At 58.3% G+C, this 15,669-nt stretch carries 13 protein-coding genes; 7 read left to right on the top strand and 6 right to left on the bottom strand.

The features are described from left to right. Positions 1-375 precede the first annotated feature (375 nt). From rhtA to GIV35_RS26295, 4 genes are all read left to right on the top strand, one after another. The gene (gene rhtA / locus GIV35_RS26310) at positions 376-1,263 is read left to right on the top strand and encodes a threonine/homoserine exporter RhtA (protein ID WP_105226346.1); all 888 of its coding nucleotides are present in this window, start codon (positions 376-378) and stop codon (positions 1,261-1,263) included. A gap of 163 nt (positions 1,264-1,426) precedes the next feature. Continuing rightward, positions 1,427-1,708, top strand: coding sequence for a hypothetical protein (locus GIV35_RS26305; RefSeq protein ID WP_003190182.1), 282 nt, complete (start codon positions 1,427-1,429; stop codon positions 1,706-1,708). Between the two features lie 98 nt (positions 1,709-1,806). Further along, positions 1,807-2,538 (top strand): SDR family oxidoreductase, encoded by a 732-nt coding sequence (locus tag GIV35_RS26300; protein WP_105226345.1) that lies wholly within the window; start codon positions 1,807-1,809, stop codon positions 2,536-2,538. 34 nt (positions 2,539-2,572) lie between these two features. Beyond that, positions 2,573-3,163: a 2-hydroxychromene-2-carboxylate isomerase gene (locus tag GIV35_RS26295; RefSeq protein WP_032901924.1), complete on the top strand. Its 591-nt coding sequence runs from the start codon at positions 2,573-2,575 to the stop codon at positions 3,161-3,163. Between the two features lie 38 nt (positions 3,164-3,201). Here the strand turns inward: GIV35_RS26295 and GIV35_RS26290 are convergent, their stop codons facing one another. The 5 genes from GIV35_RS26290 to GIV35_RS26270 all read right to left on the bottom strand — a co-directional run bounded on the left by GIV35_RS26290 (position 3,202) and on the right by GIV35_RS26270 (position 12,561). Next, positions 3,202-5,010 (bottom strand): aminopeptidase P family protein, encoded by a 1,809-nt coding sequence (locus GIV35_RS26290; protein WP_198716831.1) that lies wholly within the window; start codon positions 5,008-5,010, stop codon positions 3,202-3,204. A gap of 49 nt (positions 5,011-5,059) precedes the next feature. Next, entirely contained in the window at positions 5,060-6,220 is a 1,161-nt protein-coding gene (locus GIV35_RS26285; RefSeq protein ID WP_223024252.1) for a cysteine desulfurase family protein, read from the bottom strand. Positions 6,221-6,456: 236 nt separating this feature from the next. Beyond that, complete coding sequence (locus tag GIV35_RS26280) at positions 6,457-7,827, bottom strand: DUF1552 domain-containing protein (RefSeq protein WP_105226342.1); 1,371 nt, start codon at positions 7,825-7,827, stop codon at positions 6,457-6,459. Positions 7,828-7,829: 2 nt separating this feature from the next. Further along, entirely contained in the window at positions 7,830-11,960 is a 4,131-nt protein-coding gene (locus GIV35_RS26275) for a DUF1592 domain-containing protein (RefSeq protein ID WP_233475338.1), read from the bottom strand. 331 nt (positions 11,961-12,291) lie between these two features. After that, positions 12,292-12,561, bottom strand: a complete 270-nt coding sequence (locus GIV35_RS26270; protein WP_105226340.1) for a hypothetical protein — start codon at positions 12,559-12,561, stop codon at positions 12,292-12,294. Positions 12,562-12,824: 263 nt separating this feature from the next. Here GIV35_RS26270 and GIV35_RS26265 point away from each other — a divergent pair, with 263 nt between their 5' ends. Further along, positions 12,825-13,928: a sigma-54 interaction domain-containing protein gene (locus GIV35_RS26265; protein ID WP_236264502.1), complete on the top strand. Its 1,104-nt coding sequence runs from the start codon at positions 12,825-12,827 to the stop codon at positions 13,926-13,928. On the opposite strand, the gene GIV35_RS26260 is transcribed toward GIV35_RS26265, so the two are convergent. Beyond that, positions 13,917-14,282, bottom strand: coding sequence for an antibiotic biosynthesis monooxygenase (locus GIV35_RS26260; protein ID WP_223024259.1), 366 nt, complete (start codon positions 14,280-14,282; stop codon positions 13,917-13,919). The genes GIV35_RS26265 and GIV35_RS26260 overlap by 12 nt on opposite strands. Positions 14,283-14,382: 100 nt before the next feature. Between GIV35_RS26260 and soxR the strand changes: the two genes are divergently transcribed. Continuing rightward, complete coding sequence (gene soxR / locus GIV35_RS26255; protein WP_223024258.1) at positions 14,383-14,832, top strand: redox-sensitive transcriptional activator SoxR; 450 nt, start codon at positions 14,383-14,385, stop codon at positions 14,830-14,832. Positions 14,833-14,916: 84 nt separating this feature from the next. Beyond that, a complete protein-coding gene (locus GIV35_RS26250) occupies positions 14,917-15,375 on the top strand; it encodes a VOC family protein (RefSeq protein ID WP_198716883.1) in 459 nt (152 codons plus the stop codon). The last annotated feature ends 294 nt before the right edge of the window (positions 15,376-15,669 follow it).

The following is a 15,669-nucleotide window of genomic DNA, read 5'->3' as shown; positions in this document are numbered from 1 at the left end:
CAACCACTTGCGCTTGCGATCTCTCGTAAGCGGGAGGCGAATTCTACAGCGTTACACGCTGCTGTCAACACCTCTTTTTCAACTTCCTTTTGGCTTCGATGAACTGAAGCAACTTGCTGCCGAAAACTGCATAACTCATTGTTTATCAAGGAGTTTTCCGTTTCGACTGCGCCGGAAGTGGGGCGAATTATAGGCTTCCAGAATCTGCCGTCAACCCAATTATTCGGTTTTTCTATCAAATACCTCAAAAACCCGATATCCCCACTATATAGACAGCTACAAGTCAGTATTTGAGCAATATATTGCTCATTCGTTGACAGTTAAGCATCATAGCTCCAGGTATTTATCGATCATGACTTCGGAAGAACTACCGCAATGACCACCCCACCTCGCAGCCTGGCATCCGTATTGTTTCCGATCGGCCTGCTATTGATCGCCATGGCGTCCATCCAATCCGGTGCGTCATTGGCCAAAAGCATGTTTCCTATTGTTGGCGCACAAGGCACCACTGCTCTGCGTTTGATTTTCGCCAGTGTGATCATGCTGGTGCTATTACGCCCATGGCGCGCCACGCTGACAGCCAAGTCCTTGCGCACGGTGATCATTTACGGGATGGCGCTGGGCGGCATGAACTTCCTCTTCTATATGTCCCTTCGCACCGTACCGCTGGGGATTGCCGTAGCACTCGAATTCACAGGCCCGCTTGCCGTCGCTATCTATGCCTCGCGCCGAGCTGTCGACTTCCTGTGGATTGCCCTGGCTATCATCGGCCTGCTGCTGTTGATTCCGACGGGCGAGGCCAGTAGCGGTATCGACTGGGTCGGCGCGGCGTACGCACTGGGCGCAGGCGGATGCTGGGCCCTGTATATTTTGTTCGGCCAAAAGGCTGGGAACGACAATGGTGTTCAGACCGCCGCACTCGGCGTAATGATTGCCGCCCTGTTCGTCGCACCGATCGGCATCGTGCATGCGGGCGCCGCACTGCTGACGCCCGCCCTGATCCCTATCGCCATTGGCGTCGCGATTCTGTCCACCGCCTTGCCCTACACCTTGGAGATGGTGGCACTGACTCGCCTCCCTGCTCGCACCTTCGGCACGCTCATGAGCATCGAACCGGCGTTCGGCGCCCTCTCCGGCCTGCTCTTTCTGCATGAGCACTTATCCCTGGCCCAATGGCTGGCCATCACCTGCATTATCCTGGCTTCCGTAGGCGCCACGTTGACGATGCGCAACGAATCCAAACCACTGGTGCCTGCCGACTGATCATCTTTAAAGCCAGCTCTGGTATTTGCCGCTCATTTAGGCCATGTTTAGACCGTAACCGAATGTCATTCATGGAGAATTTCGACACGGACAGCATGAACGCTTCGCTCGAGAGCGAGTAAAGCGGCTCTGTTCTTCTGCAGGGCGGCTATTAAGGATGGGAATGAAACGAATTTTGATACTGTTGCTGGTTGTGGGCATCGCTGGCTGTGCTGCAACCACAAAAACAGAAGTGAAACGGGGTAAAAAAGGGCTGCATATCAACTGTTCTGGCCTGTCCTCCTCCTGGGACCAGTGCTACACCAGTGCAGCCAACTCATGCGGTGCCAAGGGCTACCGGGTGATAGCCAAATCCGGCGACAATTCCGAGGAGCCTGGGGACTATCCCTTCGGCCTCAACCCTGCTGGCTATACCAGCCGCAGTATGATCGTCATCTGCAAATAGCTGCCCGAGCAGTCTTTCCTGACTGCTCATCTTAAATTCCGGCCAATTGCGGCACGAAGGCTAAACTCCTGCTCGATCATCGAGCCAATGGAGTTCCCATGCCGCACAACAAGAAAATCGTATTAGTAGTGGGTGCCGGTGACGCGACCGGCGGCGCCATAGCCAAACGTTTTGCCCGCGAAGGCTACATCGCCTGCGTCACCCGTCGCAGCGCTGACAAACTGCAGCCCCTGGTGGACAGCATTCAATTGGCAGGCGGTGAAGCCCATGGCTTTGCCTGTGATGCCCGCAAAGAAGACGACGTGATCGCGCTGGTCGAGCAAATCGAAACCGAGCTGGGGCCTATTGAAGCGTTCGTCTTCAATATCGGCGCCAATGTGCCGTGCAGCATTCTGGAAGAAACCGCACGCAAGTACTTCAAGATCTGGGAGATGGCGTGCTTCTCCGGTTTCCTGAACGCACGGGAAGTCGCCAAGCGCATGGTCACGCGTAACCGCGGCACTATTCTGTTCACCGGCGCCACCGCCGGCTTGCGCGGAAGCGCGGGGTTTGCCGCCTTCGCTGGCGCCAAGCATGGGATACGCGCCCTGGCACAAAGCATGGCGCGGGAGTTAGGCCCGATGAACATCCATGTCGCCCATGTGGTGGTCGACGGTGCAATCGATACCGACTTCATTCGCGAGAACTTCCCGCAAAAATACGCCCTCAAGGATCAGGACGCCCTCCTCAACCCGGACCATATTGCCGACAACTACTGGTTCCTGCATCGCCAGCCACGGGACGCCTGGACGTTCGAACTGGACCTGCGCCCCTGGAACGAAACCTGGTGACTCCCTCTATAACAATAAGTAGTGAGTACAGACCATGAGTAAAACCCTGGAGTTCTTCTTTGATCTCGGCAGCCCCGCCACTTACCTGGCCTATACCCAGTTGCCGGCGCTGTGCGCCAAAACGGGCGCACAGGTGGTGTATCAACCGATGCTGTTGGGCGGTGTATTCAAGGCCACGGGCAATGCCTCGCCGATCATGGTGCCCGCCAAGGGGCGCTACATGCTCGATGACCTGGCGCGTTACGCCAAACGCTACAACGTGCCGCTCAGGTTCAACCCACACTTTCCCATCAATACCTTGGTGCTGATGCGCGCCGTCACCGGCATTCAAATCCACCAGCCTGAGCGCTTCCTCGACTTCATCGACTGCCTGTTCCGCGCACTCTGGGTAGAGGGCCGTCACCTGGGCGACCCAGAGGTCGTGGCCAATGTGCTCACCGAACAGGGGTTCGATCCCGAGCAGGTACTGGCCCTGTCCAATGATGCAGCCGTCAAGGACGCTCTCAAGGACAAAACCGAACAAGCCATTAAGCGCGGCGTGTTCGGCGCTCCCAGTTTCTTTGTAGGAAACCAGCTGTTCTTCGGCCAGGACCGTCTGGACTTTGTGCGTGAAGCCCTCAGCTAGATGTTGATTGCAGCCGGCAGTGCCTTGGCCGCAACCGATCAAATCGCCGCAGTGCGCACCTGCAACCATTCAAGCGCTGCCCCCTTGAGCAGCGGGCTCAAACGCTCACGCACCTGGGCGTGATACGCGTTGAACCATTCACGCTCATCCGCCGTCAGCAACGACGGCTCCAGGCAGCGGGTATCAATCGGGCACAGGGTCAGGGTTTCGAACTTGAGGAATTCGCCAAACTCGGTCTTGCCCGCTTCACGGTTCAACACCAGGTTCTCAATGCGCACGCCCCAACGGCCAGGGCGATAAGTACCCGGCTCAATTGAAGTGATCATCCCTGGCTGCATCGCCGTTTGTGGCGCCGCAGCAGCCTGATAGGCAATCACCTGCGGGCCTTCATGCACGTTGAGGAAATAACCTACGCCGTGGCCCGTGCCGTGACCGTAGTCCACGCCTTCTGCCCAGATCGGCGCACGGGCAATGGCATCCAGCAACGGTGAAAGAATGCCCTTGGGGAACTGCGCACGGGACAGAGCGATCACGCCCTTGAGCACTCGCGTGCAATCGCGTTTCTGCTCCTCACTCGGTGTACCGATAGGCACCATCCGCGTGATGTCCGTGGTTCCGCCCAGGTACTGGCCGCCGGAGTCGATCAAGAGCAAGCCATCACCTTCGATCAGCGCATGCTCTTCTTCGGTGGCATGGTAATGCGGCATCGCGCCGTTGGCGTTGAAGGCGGCAATGGTGTTGAAACTCAGCGATATATAGCCGGGGCGGCGGGTACGCGCAGCGGTCAGGTGCTCGTCAATCGTCAGTTCGGTAATGCGCTCACGGCCCAGGGCGCTATCGAGCCAGGCAAAGAATTCGCACAGCGCCGCCCCATCCTGCTCCATGGCTTGGCGGATATGTTCCGCGTCCGCCAGGCTCTTGCGGGATTTGGCCAGTGTGGTGGGGTTGAGGCTTTCAACCAGCTTGACGCCCGCGTCGAGGTTTTCCAGCAAGCCGGCGGTGACGCGGGCGGGGTCTACTTGCAAGCTTGCACCCGCCGGTACCGCTCGCAGCGCTTGCGCCACCTCGCTGTAATCACGCAGGGTCACGCCATCCTGCTCAAGCACCGCCCGCAGTTGCGCATCGACCTTGCCCAACGCCACAAACAAAGTGGCCTGTTGCTGATTGATCAAAGCAAAGGACACAAACACCGGATTGAACGACACATCAGCGCCGCGCAGGTTGAATAGCCAGGCGATGTCATCCAGCGTCGCGATGAAATGCCAATCGGCGCCCTTGTCTTTCAAACTGGCACGCAAGGCGGCCAGTTTCTCGCCACGACTGACGGTGGCTTGGGGCGGCAGATGCTGATAGATCGGCTGGTTCGGCAACGCCGGGCGGTCTTGCCAGACTTCATCGAGCACATCGATATCGGTACGCAGACGCGCGCCACGCTCGGCTAATTTGCCACCCAGGGTACGTGCCGAGGCCACGGCCATGACCGCACCGTCCACCGCCACCACGCCACCCTCAGGGGTTTGCTCGGCCAGCCACTCCAACGGTCCAGGCTGACCCGGTTGCAGCTTCACCAACTCGATACCGCTGCCCTTGAGCTCCTTGGTCGCTTGTTCCCAATAACGGCTATCCGCCCAGACCCCGGCAAACTCCGCCGTGACGATCAGAGTGCCCACCGAACCATGAAACCCGGACAACCACTGGCGCCCTTGCCAGTAACCCGGCAAATACTCGGACAAGTGCGGGTCCGCCGACGGCACCAGCAGGGCGTGAATGCCTTCGCGGCGCATCAGTTCACGGGTATGCGCCAAGCGCTGGGGAACCGTTCCATGGGTCAAAGGCTGCGTACTCATTGTGTCTCCTGCTAACCACTAATAATTGTTATGTATTGCAAATGAAGTATCAGACAGCCCAGAACGCTGGTGCGCTGGCCTGTACCGTCTTGATCAATTGCACAGCGTCGTCGATATCCCGCTCGGTGGTGAACCGGCCCAGGCTCAAGCGAATAGTGCGACCAGCGCTGCGGGCATCATGCCCCAGGGCCACCAGGACGTGGGACGGTGCATTGCTAGCCGAATTGCACGCTGAAGTCGCCGAAAAGGCAATGCCCGCACTCAAGGCGGCAGCATTGAATTCGCCTTCGCTGAACGTCAGGCTGAGAGTGTGGGGAATACGCTGGGTTGGGCTGCCATTGAGGCGTACTCCGGGAATCGAAGCCAACTGCTCCAACAAGCGCTCACGCAAGGCCACGATCTGCGCCTTTTCCTCAGCAAAGTACGCCGCCGCCAGAGCGAACGCCGTGCCCATGCCCGCAATCTGATGCGTCGCCAGGGTGCCCGAACGCAAGCCACCTTCGTGGCCGCCGCCATGAATCTGTGCCAACACTTTCTGCTGCGCACGAGGCCCAACGTACAGCGCGCCAATGCCTTTTGGGCCGTAGAGCTTGTGGGCGGAAAAAGACATCAAATCCACCGACCACTGCGCCAGGTCAATGGCAACCTTGCCCGCCCCCTGTGCCGCATCCACGTGAAACAGCGCGCCCTGCTCACGCACCCGCGCGCCGATAGCCGGAATGTCGTTAAGGGTGCCCAGTTCATTATTGACCAGCATCAACGACACCAGGAAGGTGTCGTCACGCAATGCCTCACTGACAGCCTGAACGCTGATCAAGCCATCGGCATCGGGCACCAGATAGGTCACAGCCACGCCGGCTTCCTGCAACTGCCGCGCGGTGTCGAGTGTGGCCTTGTGCTCGATCTGGCTGGTGATGATATGCCCACCCGCCAGCCCTCGCGCCTGGGCCACCCCTTTGATCGCAAGGTTGTTGGACTCGGTGGCACCGGAAGTCCAGACAATTTGCTCAGGCTGGGCGCCGACCAATTCGGCTACCTGCCGTCGCGCCTGCTCAACCGTTTGCCGGGCCGCCTGGCCGAATGCATGGGAACTGGACGCAGGGTTGCCAAAATTGGCATTGAAACCCAGGCATTCGACCATCACCTGGATAACTCGCTCATCCACTGGCGTGGTGGCGGCATAGTCGAAATACAACGGACGTTTATTCATGGCGTAAAACTCGCAGAGCGTGTTCCCGAGAGCGGCGTCCCGGGGGCATCGAACAGAACAGAGGTCGTCAGGTTTAACTGATCGAGTGCCATTGAAGAAGAACCACGTGATGTAAATGTGCGTAGGAACGCTCCTGATTTTCAGCTTAACAGGCTCAAAGGCGATTGGGTGCAAATGCAAAAAGCCGAAAAATCCGCCATACGGATTTTTCGGCTTTTAGTGCAGCGCCAGGCGACTCAAACGTTAGTAAACAACCCGCTCACCGGATCGATGTTTCCGTTGTAGGGCACAACGGTTCCGGCTGCCCGGGCGATGGTGGCCCAGATTCGCTGCATATCGACCATTTTATTGCCAATGACCGGGTTGCCTTCTTGTTGACGATCACCCTGGGTCGTGATGTTGAAATAGCGTCCTGCGCCATCGCCGCTCTTCAACAACCCGCTGGCCCCGCCCATCAGTACCAGCGGCATATCCTTCGTATGCTCGGGGGCACCATCGGCCATCTCGCTGGTGAATACCACAAGCGTGTGTTCAAGCAGGCTGTCACCCGGCACGTCGGGATCGGCACGCTTCGCCAACTCGTCCATGAACAACTTGGCTCGCTGGGTATACCACTGCCGGGATCGTTTCCATACGTCCAGCCCGGCATAACGATGGGCGCAATCATGGGGGTTGGTCACATTACTGACGTCCAGGATATTGAGCGACTCCGCCGAGCGCCCGACTTGAATCGTCGCTACACGCGTGATGCCACACCCCAGCGCTGTGGCAACCACCTGATGGTGGTGATGCTGTACCTGGTTACGAAATTCCGCAGATTTGAACGGCAACGTGTCCATCTGCAAAGGCGAACATTCGCCAATGGGTGGCAGAGTTTCTTCCATGTCTTTCATGACCTGCTCAACCGAATCAAGCTGCATATCGAGCTTCTGTTTTTGCGCCCCCGCAAGCCTGCCTCGCAGCTCGTTGATATCCGCCAGCACCGGATCAAATACATGCCTGTTCCGCACCTGCTGCTCGCGCACCTCACGACTGACCGTGCCAAAGATTTTCTCGTACATCAACACCGGGTCCTGCTCAGGCCTGCGCATTGCGCCGCCATTTTCCGGCCCTTCCCAGGATACCTGCCAGGCGGTCCCGTCAATGCCTGAATGCGGTCCGGCAAAAAGACTCCGCTGGGACGGATCGGTCCCCGGCATATGGCGGCCAAGCAACACATCAATCGACGCCATCTTCTTCTCACGGTCGCGCAACGCCCACGTCCAGCCGTTATGGCCTTCATTGCCGGGGCCCAGAATCGTGCCACGCAGGTACAAGGACTGGTTTTTATAGGCCGCAAGCTCCTGGCTGACCTCGTTGAGCTGGAAGTCGGAAGTGTCCAAAGCTTCGGCAACGGGATGCCAGAGGCCTCGACCATCACTGGAATAGGCGGTTGCAGAGTCGACTGCCAGGCCATCAGGTACCACAAAGAAAACCACCTTCAACCTGGCCTGCTGGCTTTGCCCGGCCAAGGCCATGCGCGCCAGGCCACACTGGGTGAGCGGGCCGAACACACCTACCGCAGCCAGGCCGGTCAGAAAGCGACGACGACTTTTCAAGATATCCATGATCAATCCCTCTGCGTCTTGAATTGGAACGCGTTGGAGGTGCCCAGCGTGCGCAGCATCGCTGGTAATGAGCCATTGCCCTTCAGCCCGTCGACCAATGCCTTGACCGTCGCGGAAGTGGACTCGTCGGATTTGTTGCCCGAAGCGAAACGGAAATAGCTATCCGCCATGCAGAACAGAGACGCCGAGTTGTGCGCGATCAGCTTGGAAATACCGCGCACATCGTCGATAGGCACCGTGCCATCAACCCCAATGAACGGACCGGACGCTTTGATCGGCAACTGCACAGGGAACTGCGCGTAGTTGTAGGCAGGTTCTTGCTGGCGATAGCGCCCGGCAGCGTCGTAATGCTCCATCGAGGCCCCGGCGTCGTTCATATACTGATGGCACTGCCAGCAACGCCCCCCCGAAGCCTGCTCACCATTAATCAGGTCCCAGCGTTCACGGGTGCTGATCGCACGCGCAGGGTAGGCCGGCTCTGTAGGCTCGGCTTCGACCGGCGCCCCAAACTCCCGGCAGAAAAGCTGCTCGCGAATGGCAATGCCGCGCTTGACCAGTGAGGTGACCTGATAGTCAGAGGTAGAGGCCTGAAAAAGCCCCAAGTGCAACAAGCCGCCCCGTTTCTCATCCACGGCGACTTTGTGCAGAGTGTCTCCGGTTACGCCGCCGATACCGTAGTGTTCGGCCAGAGCCTTGTTGAGGAACGTCACACCGGGGTTGAACAGTTCGTCCAACGTCCCCTTGCCGTCGAGCATCACGTGACGGGTCAACAGGGCCTGCTCCTGGGTCATCAACTGGATCATCTGTGCGCTCAGGCCGGGCTTCTCCTGCACCCCGCGCTGAGTCTTGATGTAGTAACTGATGAACCGATTGAACTGCTCAAGCCCGCGCTCACTGCGCATCATTCGGTCTATTTCTGCGCTGATTTGCTGCACTGTCTGCAACTCGTTGCGCTCTGCCTTGGCCAGCAGTTGCGCGTCCGGAGTGGTGCCTTGATAGGTGTAGGACAATGCAGTTGCGGTCTCATAAGGGGTCAGTTTGTAGACCTCGGCCTGCCGTGCGACAGCCTGGCCCAACTCCGAGCGATACAGGAAGTTGGGCGACAACAGCAGCGCAGCGATCAGCGCCCGCTCTCCGTGCTCATCCAACACCGCCTGATAACGCGACAACTCAGACGGGCTCAAAGGACGGCGGAACACTTGATAACCCAGGGCACTGACCTCAAGGGTACCGGCAGTGGATTTGAAGCGTTTTACACGTTGAGGTGCCACCTGCTCGGCGATCGACACCGCCATGCCATACAGCTGCTTGATGTCTTCAGCCTGCAGCAGCCCTTTGCTGGCTTCACCTGGGAACTTGAAGTCTTTCTCGGATTTATCTGCCGGCAGCTTCTGAGTATTGACCTCCACACCCAGTATGTCCTTGACACTGGCCGCGTATTCATCGCGCGTCAGCAAGCGCAACTGCCGCTTGCCGTGAGCCTCGTTCGGGCTCAGGTAGGGCGCCCACACCACCTCAAACAAATGCTTGCTGATTTCGGTAGCGCAGGTGGCGTCGCAATGCCCGGCCACCGGCATGCTCTGGATTTGCCGCACCAACGCATCCTGGCCAGCACTGCTCCATGCCACCGCCATGCGCAGGTTGTTGAAAAACTCCACCGCGTGGCATTTGGTGCAGGATTCGGCAAGCACTGTTTCGCCCAATTTCGGTTCATGACGGTAACTGATAGGTAACAGTTGCTCGTCCTGGCTGTCCTCGTTGATACGCAGCGCTACCTGTTCCGGCTGTGGCAGCTCCTGTGGGTAAAAGGGATAGATGACCTCGTAATCCCCATAGTCCAGAAGCTCGGTGACACTTTCGCCCCAAGGCACCTGCACCACTTTGGGCTCGGTGCTCGTAGAGCCCTTGAGCTTGAGGGTGAAATGCCAACTGGAATCCGTTACTGACGCAGGCTTGGGCGGAGCCAATACCGTGATCTTGATATCCAGCTTGATCGGCCGCTCACGGTACTGCATGTTCAACACGTGCTTGTTGTCGTCAGCAGACAAGGTGAGTGAAGTATTGCGCGTCTGCGGAATCCAGTTTTTCACATCATTGAGCCGAACCTGGTAAGTCCCGTAGGGCAGCCCCTTGAGCACCAAGCCGGCATAACTGTCAGCAGGGTTCAACGATGTATGGAACTGGCGGGTATTACCGCCCGGAGCGATCAGCGTGCCACTGATCATCTCATTCTCCAGCTCAGGTGCCGGTGCGAGCGCCGGCCGCAGGGTCAACTCTGTATTCGGCAACCCTGTTGGGTCATAACTGACGCGATAGATCACCCCGGCGACGTCATCGGAGATCAGCAGGCTGTTGTCCGGTAGCGCCAGGAAGTCAGCCGGCCGACCAATGCAGGAGTCGTCCAGGCAATACACATCGAAACGCAGGGGGTCCTGGATAAACCCATTGATCAACGGGATCTGATTGACCACTCGCGTTCCGTCCTGGATCGAGACGAGTCGCACATCCATACCCGGCCGCTCGGCCGTGCCCGCCCCATGCACGGCAACCAGCATGTTCTGCGAACGTGTGCGAGCCGGGTAACCACTCCAGAACTTCAGCCCCAGGGGTGCGGTGTTGGTACCCAATTCAAAGGCGGCCGGCACGTAGTCTTTCGGGTCGATCTGCTGCCGGGACTTATCGGAAACAATCGCTCCCTGAACCAAGGGCGGCTGGATCACCCCCGGGTTGCCAAACTCCTCATCGGTGAAACCCGGCGTACCTTTGCCAAACAGATAGGGCACGCCGAAGTGCAGGTTTGGACCGCTGATGCGGTTGATTTCGTCGGGGTTGGGGTAGCCCTGGCGGTTGTTGTCGGTGAACCAGATTTCACCGGTCTGCGGGTTCCAGTCGAACCCCACAGAGTTGCGCACCCCTTTTGCAAGAATCTGCGCTTTACCGGTCACGGTGTCATAACGCAGTAACGTGCCGTAACGCGGGTCAGGCGGGATCATGCACAGGTTGCAAGGAATGCCGACAGCGGTGTACAGGCCAGTGTCGGCGGGATCCAGCGGGTTGAAATGCAAAGGGTGCTTCATATGCCAGAAGCGCGTGCTTGAGCCAGACGCCACCGAAGGCAGAGGAAATGGCGCATCGTCGGCGGGGAACTTGAACACCCGCTCAGGCGAAGGATCCTTGTAATGCGCATCGGCATCGCGCAAACGATAGAGGCCGCCAGTGGTCGAGTAGTACAAATCACCGTCGCGATACACCACCCCGTGCGGCTCCTCCAACCCGCTGGCAATCACGTAGATGCCGGTGGGTTTGCCGGCATTGTCCAGGGGCAAGGCATAGATCATATCGGCGATTTTCCCGTCATAGACGTAGGATGGAATCGCACTGGAGCCCACATAGAGCACGTCCTTGCCCATCGCCATCTGCCGAGGCTGTATCAGCCCCTGGGCAAACAATTCAATCTTGACCCCCGGCAAGCCGCTGAGCCTGCCCACCTGCACCGGTGGCCGATACTTCAGGGTGACCGCCTGTTCTTCGCCCTCCTCTCGCTGGAAGGAAACGATACGCGGTGTGTTCAAGGGCACAAACCCACCAGCGGGGTTCATCACCAGTTGGTAGTCGCAGGCCTTCAGGTTATCGAGGTGAATGGTTTCGCCGGACTTGGCACTGATCGGGATTTCCTCGGCTTTGCAGCGCAATACGCCAGTGACTACCTGATCGGCCCGCGCCACTCCCGGGGTTGGCTGGCTGATCGGCCCCCGGCCGCTTAACGTGCTGAAGTTCAGGGTCAGACGGTTACCCTGGAAGCCACCGCATTCCCCCAGATCCTTCCAGGCATCGCCCCAAATCTCGACACCATGAGAGGATGGCTGCCCGGGGTTGTAATCGGACTGGTTGCACCATTGCCAACTGCCCGGCCCGTGCGGCGACTTGTCAGTGTCTTTCCAACATTCAAACTCGTGGGTTTTGTCCTGCTGGTTTTTGTTCTGCACCTGGTCGCCTTGTTCGTAGACGGTCCCAGCGTTGTAGGCGGGTGCCGTACAGGCCGCCGCCGAAACCTCCACACTCAGCAACGCGAAGACCAAGCCGGACAAACCCCAACCACAGCGCGAAACACGCAAACCCCACCCGATCGACATCCTCATGATCACCAGCCTCAATGGCAGGCCAGGCGTATTTCTATCGAAGAAAGACTGCGCAGTTTCACGATCCCGTCAGAAAGCACCCGGCACGGAGTCACGCGCCGCGAACGGCTGGCGCAACCCGAAGTACATTCAATTTGGAATGTCTTGCAATGCTATTCCACAGCGAAACTACAACATGGCACGAAGCCAAAGAGACAGGAAAAATCAGACACTCGACTCAACCATCCGCCTGCATCATGCAGCCGTGATGCGTTGCTAAGGCTAAGTTCTAGCCGACAGATATCAGCTCGTCAAACCGGAAGACGTACCTCTCGTCCCCCGGTTCTCAACTCGCACGGCCGCTGCGCTGTGCAGCGCGCTGTGCGTTCATTTCAGCCTGCTGATCAAAGCCAAAGGTTTTCTGTGGCTGGCCAGTCAGGGCAGCACGCTGCTGTTGGTATTCATCAAATGACAACCCGCGACGACTCAACGCTTCCAACGCCAACTGTTTGGTTTCTTCTGCCGTGTAAGGGCGCATCTCAGGTGAAGGGTGAGTCGCGCACCCGGCGAGAACAGAGATGACAAACAGTAACGAAATAGCGAGTAGACGGTTCATGGCGGCGGTCCTGCTGAGAAGGTTTCGAGTCAATGAACACAGGCTACTCCCGCCCCCCTGCCATGAAAAATCAACGCCCGTGATAGTCGCTATCAACCGTTACAGCAGGTTCGATAGCGCGCCCCACATATTCACTTTAGATCTATAAATATTTAAATACATTCATTTACGGAATAAAACCAACCCTTTATAAGTGGCGTCACGTAGCCCGACTGTTCGCCACGCAACGGTCGCCATGGCGACAGCCCTTCAACGAGGTGCCCATGCAGTTGTTGACTCTACCGCCCTCCCCCACACTCGCGACCTCGATCCGCGCCACCGCTCAGGTCTTTGAGGACCCTAAATCCCAGGCCTTGCTCAACCACATCCAGCAAGTGGCGCCCAGCGACGCAAGCGTGTTGATCATCGGCGAAACCGGTACCGGCAAAGAGCTGGTGGCGCGCCATATCCACAACCTCAGCGCGCGGCGCAACCGGCCGTTCATCGCGGTGAATTGTGGGGCCTTCGCTGAATCCCTGGTGGAAGCCGAGCTGTTCGGCCATGACAAAGGTGCCTTTACCGGCGCTCTGAGTGCCAAGGCCGGCTGGTTCGAAGAGGCTGACGGCGGTACTTTGTTCCTCGATGAGATCGGCGATCTGCCAATGGCGATCCAGGTCAAACTTTTGCGGGTATTGCAGGAGCGTGAAGTCGTACGCCTGGGCTCGCGCAAAAACATTGCGATTGATGTGCGCGTGCTCGCCGCGACCAACGTACAACTGGAAAAGGCCATCAACGCCGGGCATTTCCGCGAGGACCTCTACTACCGTCTCGCCGTAGTCAGCCTGGAACTCAGCCCACTGCGCGAGCGCCCTGGCGATATCCTGCCGCTGACCTGGCACTTTATCGAAGTCTACCGTCGGCGCCTGGGCTACGGCCCGATCACCATCAGCCGTGAGGCCGAGCACAAGCTCAAGAGCTACAACTGGCCAGGCAACATCCGCGAATTGGAAAACGTCATCCATCACACCCTACTGATCTGCCACAAGGGCGTGATAGGGCGCGACGATTTGCGCCTGTCGAACATGCGTATCGAGCGCCAGGACGACAACCCGCACCACATTGATAACAGCGCCGAAGCCTTGCTGGCGCGGGCGTTTCAAACGCTGTTCGAGGAACAGGCCGGCGCCCTGCATGAAAAGGTCGAAGACGCACTCTTACGTGCGGCCTACCGCTTCAGCCATTACAACCAGGTGCACACCGCCAACCTGCTGGGCCTGAGCCGCAACGTCACGCGCTCGCGCTTGATCAAGCTCGGCGAGCTGGCGGTGAACAAACGTCGAACTGGCGAAAACATGCAGGGCGGGCGGATGCTGCATTTATCCATTTAGGCGACAATGCAGCGCGTTGTCATGGCTGCGCTCGAAGCTTTGCAGCACCTGGAACGAACCGAAGGTCACCGCCGTTGCCTGGTGGGCGCGAATCAGCGTCCAGAAATCTTCGCCGCGCTGCTCGAAGTACTTGAACGCCGCCTCGCCATCTGCGCGCGATTGCCATTGCAAGTAATTGAGCACCCGCCGGCCGTCCTCGCTGACCTGCACGCTGGCACTCAGAAAACCATCGTGGCCCTCGGCCAGTCGTTCGCTTTGAGTGGACAAGGCCGCCACCAGGGCATCTTGCTGCTGGGGGTTGATCTGAAACTCGATCAATTGAGTGAAGCCGCGACACTTCTCCGATACCTGCATGAACACTCCCCTCTCGTTGTAGGCAGAATCTTGCGATTCGATGCCACGCAGGGTAAAACCTCTAGTTAAGTCGAGGTCAAGCACTGTTTGGGAGATGTTCATGCTCAATAAGGAACTCAGCGTCGGGCAGCTCGCTGCTCGCAGCGGCGTAGCGGTTACTGCCCTGCACTTCTACGAGGCAAAAGGGCTGATCAAGAGCAATCGCAATGCAGGTAACCAGCGGCGTTATCCACGGGATGTATTGCGGCGCGTAGTGGTGATCAAGATCGCCCAGCGCCTGGGCATTCCGCTGGCTACCATTGGCGAGGCATTACGCACCTTGCCCGATGAGCGCGCACCCAATGTTCACGACTGGGAGCGCCTATCGGCGTTGTGGCGTGAAGATCTGGATGAGCGCATCAACAAACTGGTGCTGCTGCGCGACAAGCTCAATGGCTGCATCGGTTGCGGGTGCTTATCGATGGAGGCGTGCCCGTTACGCAATCAGGACGATAAGCTCGCTGAGTATGGGCCGGGCGCCCAACTGCTGGAGCCCACCACATCGCCTTGATAAAAGCACCTCGTCGGTTGCCCGCAGGCCACGCATTACGTGGCCTATAGTGAAATGTTCATACCTCGATTCAGGGAGAATGTCATGAACGTCAAAGCTATTCCCGACGGTTATCACAGCCTCACACCTTATATGGGCATCGACAAAGCGGGCGAGGCCATCGATTTCTACAAAAAAGCCTTTGGCGCCACGCAAGTCATGCGCCTGGACATGCCCGACGGCAGGGTGGGTCATGCCGAACTGCGGATTGGTGATTCGTCGCTGATGCTCGGTACGCCCTGCGATCAAATGGCCCTGCGCAATCCGGATGAGCACACCAGCATTGGTCTGCATCTGTATGTGGAAGATGTGGACGCACAATTCCAACGAGCGGTTGATGCCGGCGCCACCGTGGTGTCCGAGCCGAAGGATCAGTTTTATGGCGACCGCTCTGCGAGCGTGAAAGATCCGTTCGGTCATCTCTGGTTCCTGGCCACACACAAGGAAGACCTCACCGAGGAGCAGATCCGCCAGCGCGCCATGGAGTTGTTCAAGCAAGGCTGATAGTTGCAACGCAATACACATCCCATGTGGGAGCTGGTTTTGCCTGCAATGAGACGACTCGGTGCATCCGTTGGATCGAGTCGATGTCATCGCAGCATAGGTATCTACACAACTTTGTAGGCTGTAGCAGCCGACGGTAACCACGATGCGAAGCGAGACGCTCTTGATCTTGATCTTGATCTGCTTTTGATCTTAGGCGCCCCGTTAAACCACGCTGGCCGGAATTCGACAGGGATTTGGGGGGTAAACCGGCAGGGATGCCGGTTTAGCCGCCCCGCGCCATGGATGGCGCGT

This window comes from Pseudomonas sp. PA-1-6B, from assembly GCF_021609545.1.
In the GTDB taxonomy this organism is placed as follows: domain Bacteria; phylum Pseudomonadota; class Gammaproteobacteria; order Pseudomonadales; family Pseudomonadaceae; genus Aquipseudomonas; species Aquipseudomonas fluorescens_BV.
This window is presented reverse-complemented; position numbering and strand designations above follow the sequence as displayed.

What these genes read in the sequence shown, in the direction of transcription:
- rhtA (WP_105226346.1), top strand. Translation starts at nt 376, where the DNA reads ATGACCACCCCACCTCGCAGCCTGGCATCCGTATTGTTTCCGATCGGC.
- GIV35_RS26305 (WP_003190182.1), top strand. Translation starts at nt 1,427, where the DNA reads ATGAAACGAATTTTGATACTGTTGCTGGTTGTGGGCATCGCTGGCTGT.
- GIV35_RS26300 (WP_105226345.1), top strand. Translation starts at nt 1,807, where the DNA reads ATGCCGCACAACAAGAAAATCGTATTAGTAGTGGGTGCCGGTGACGCG.
- GIV35_RS26295 (WP_032901924.1), top strand. Translation starts at nt 2,573, where the DNA reads ATGAGTAAAACCCTGGAGTTCTTCTTTGATCTCGGCAGCCCCGCCACT.
- GIV35_RS26290 (WP_198716831.1), bottom strand. Translation starts at nt 5,010, where the DNA reads ATGAGTACGCAGCCTTTGACCCATGGAACGGTTCCCCAGCGCTTGGCG.
- GIV35_RS26285 (WP_223024252.1), bottom strand. Translation starts at nt 6,220, where the DNA reads ATGAATAAACGTCCGTTGTATTTCGACTATGCCGCCACCACGCCAGTG.
- GIV35_RS26280 (WP_105226342.1), bottom strand. Translation starts at nt 7,827, where the DNA reads ATGGATATCTTGAAAAGTCGTCGTCGCTTTCTGACCGGCCTGGCTGCG.
- GIV35_RS26275 (WP_233475338.1), bottom strand. Translation starts at nt 11,960, where the DNA reads ATGTCGATCGGGTGGGGTTTGCGTGTTTCGCGCTGTGGTTGGGGTTTG.
- GIV35_RS26270 (WP_105226340.1), bottom strand. Translation starts at nt 12,561, where the DNA reads ATGAACCGTCTACTCGCTATTTCGTTACTGTTTGTCATCTCTGTTCTC.
- GIV35_RS26265 (WP_236264502.1), top strand. Translation starts at nt 12,825, where the DNA reads ATGCAGTTGTTGACTCTACCGCCCTCCCCCACACTCGCGACCTCGATC.
- GIV35_RS26260 (WP_223024259.1), bottom strand. Translation starts at nt 14,282, where the DNA reads ATGCAGGTATCGGAGAAGTGTCGCGGCTTCACTCAATTGATCGAGTTT.
- soxR (WP_223024258.1), top strand. Translation starts at nt 14,383, where the DNA reads ATGCTCAATAAGGAACTCAGCGTCGGGCAGCTCGCTGCTCGCAGCGGC.
- GIV35_RS26250 (WP_198716883.1), top strand. Translation starts at nt 14,917, where the DNA reads ATGAACGTCAAAGCTATTCCCGACGGTTATCACAGCCTCACACCTTAT.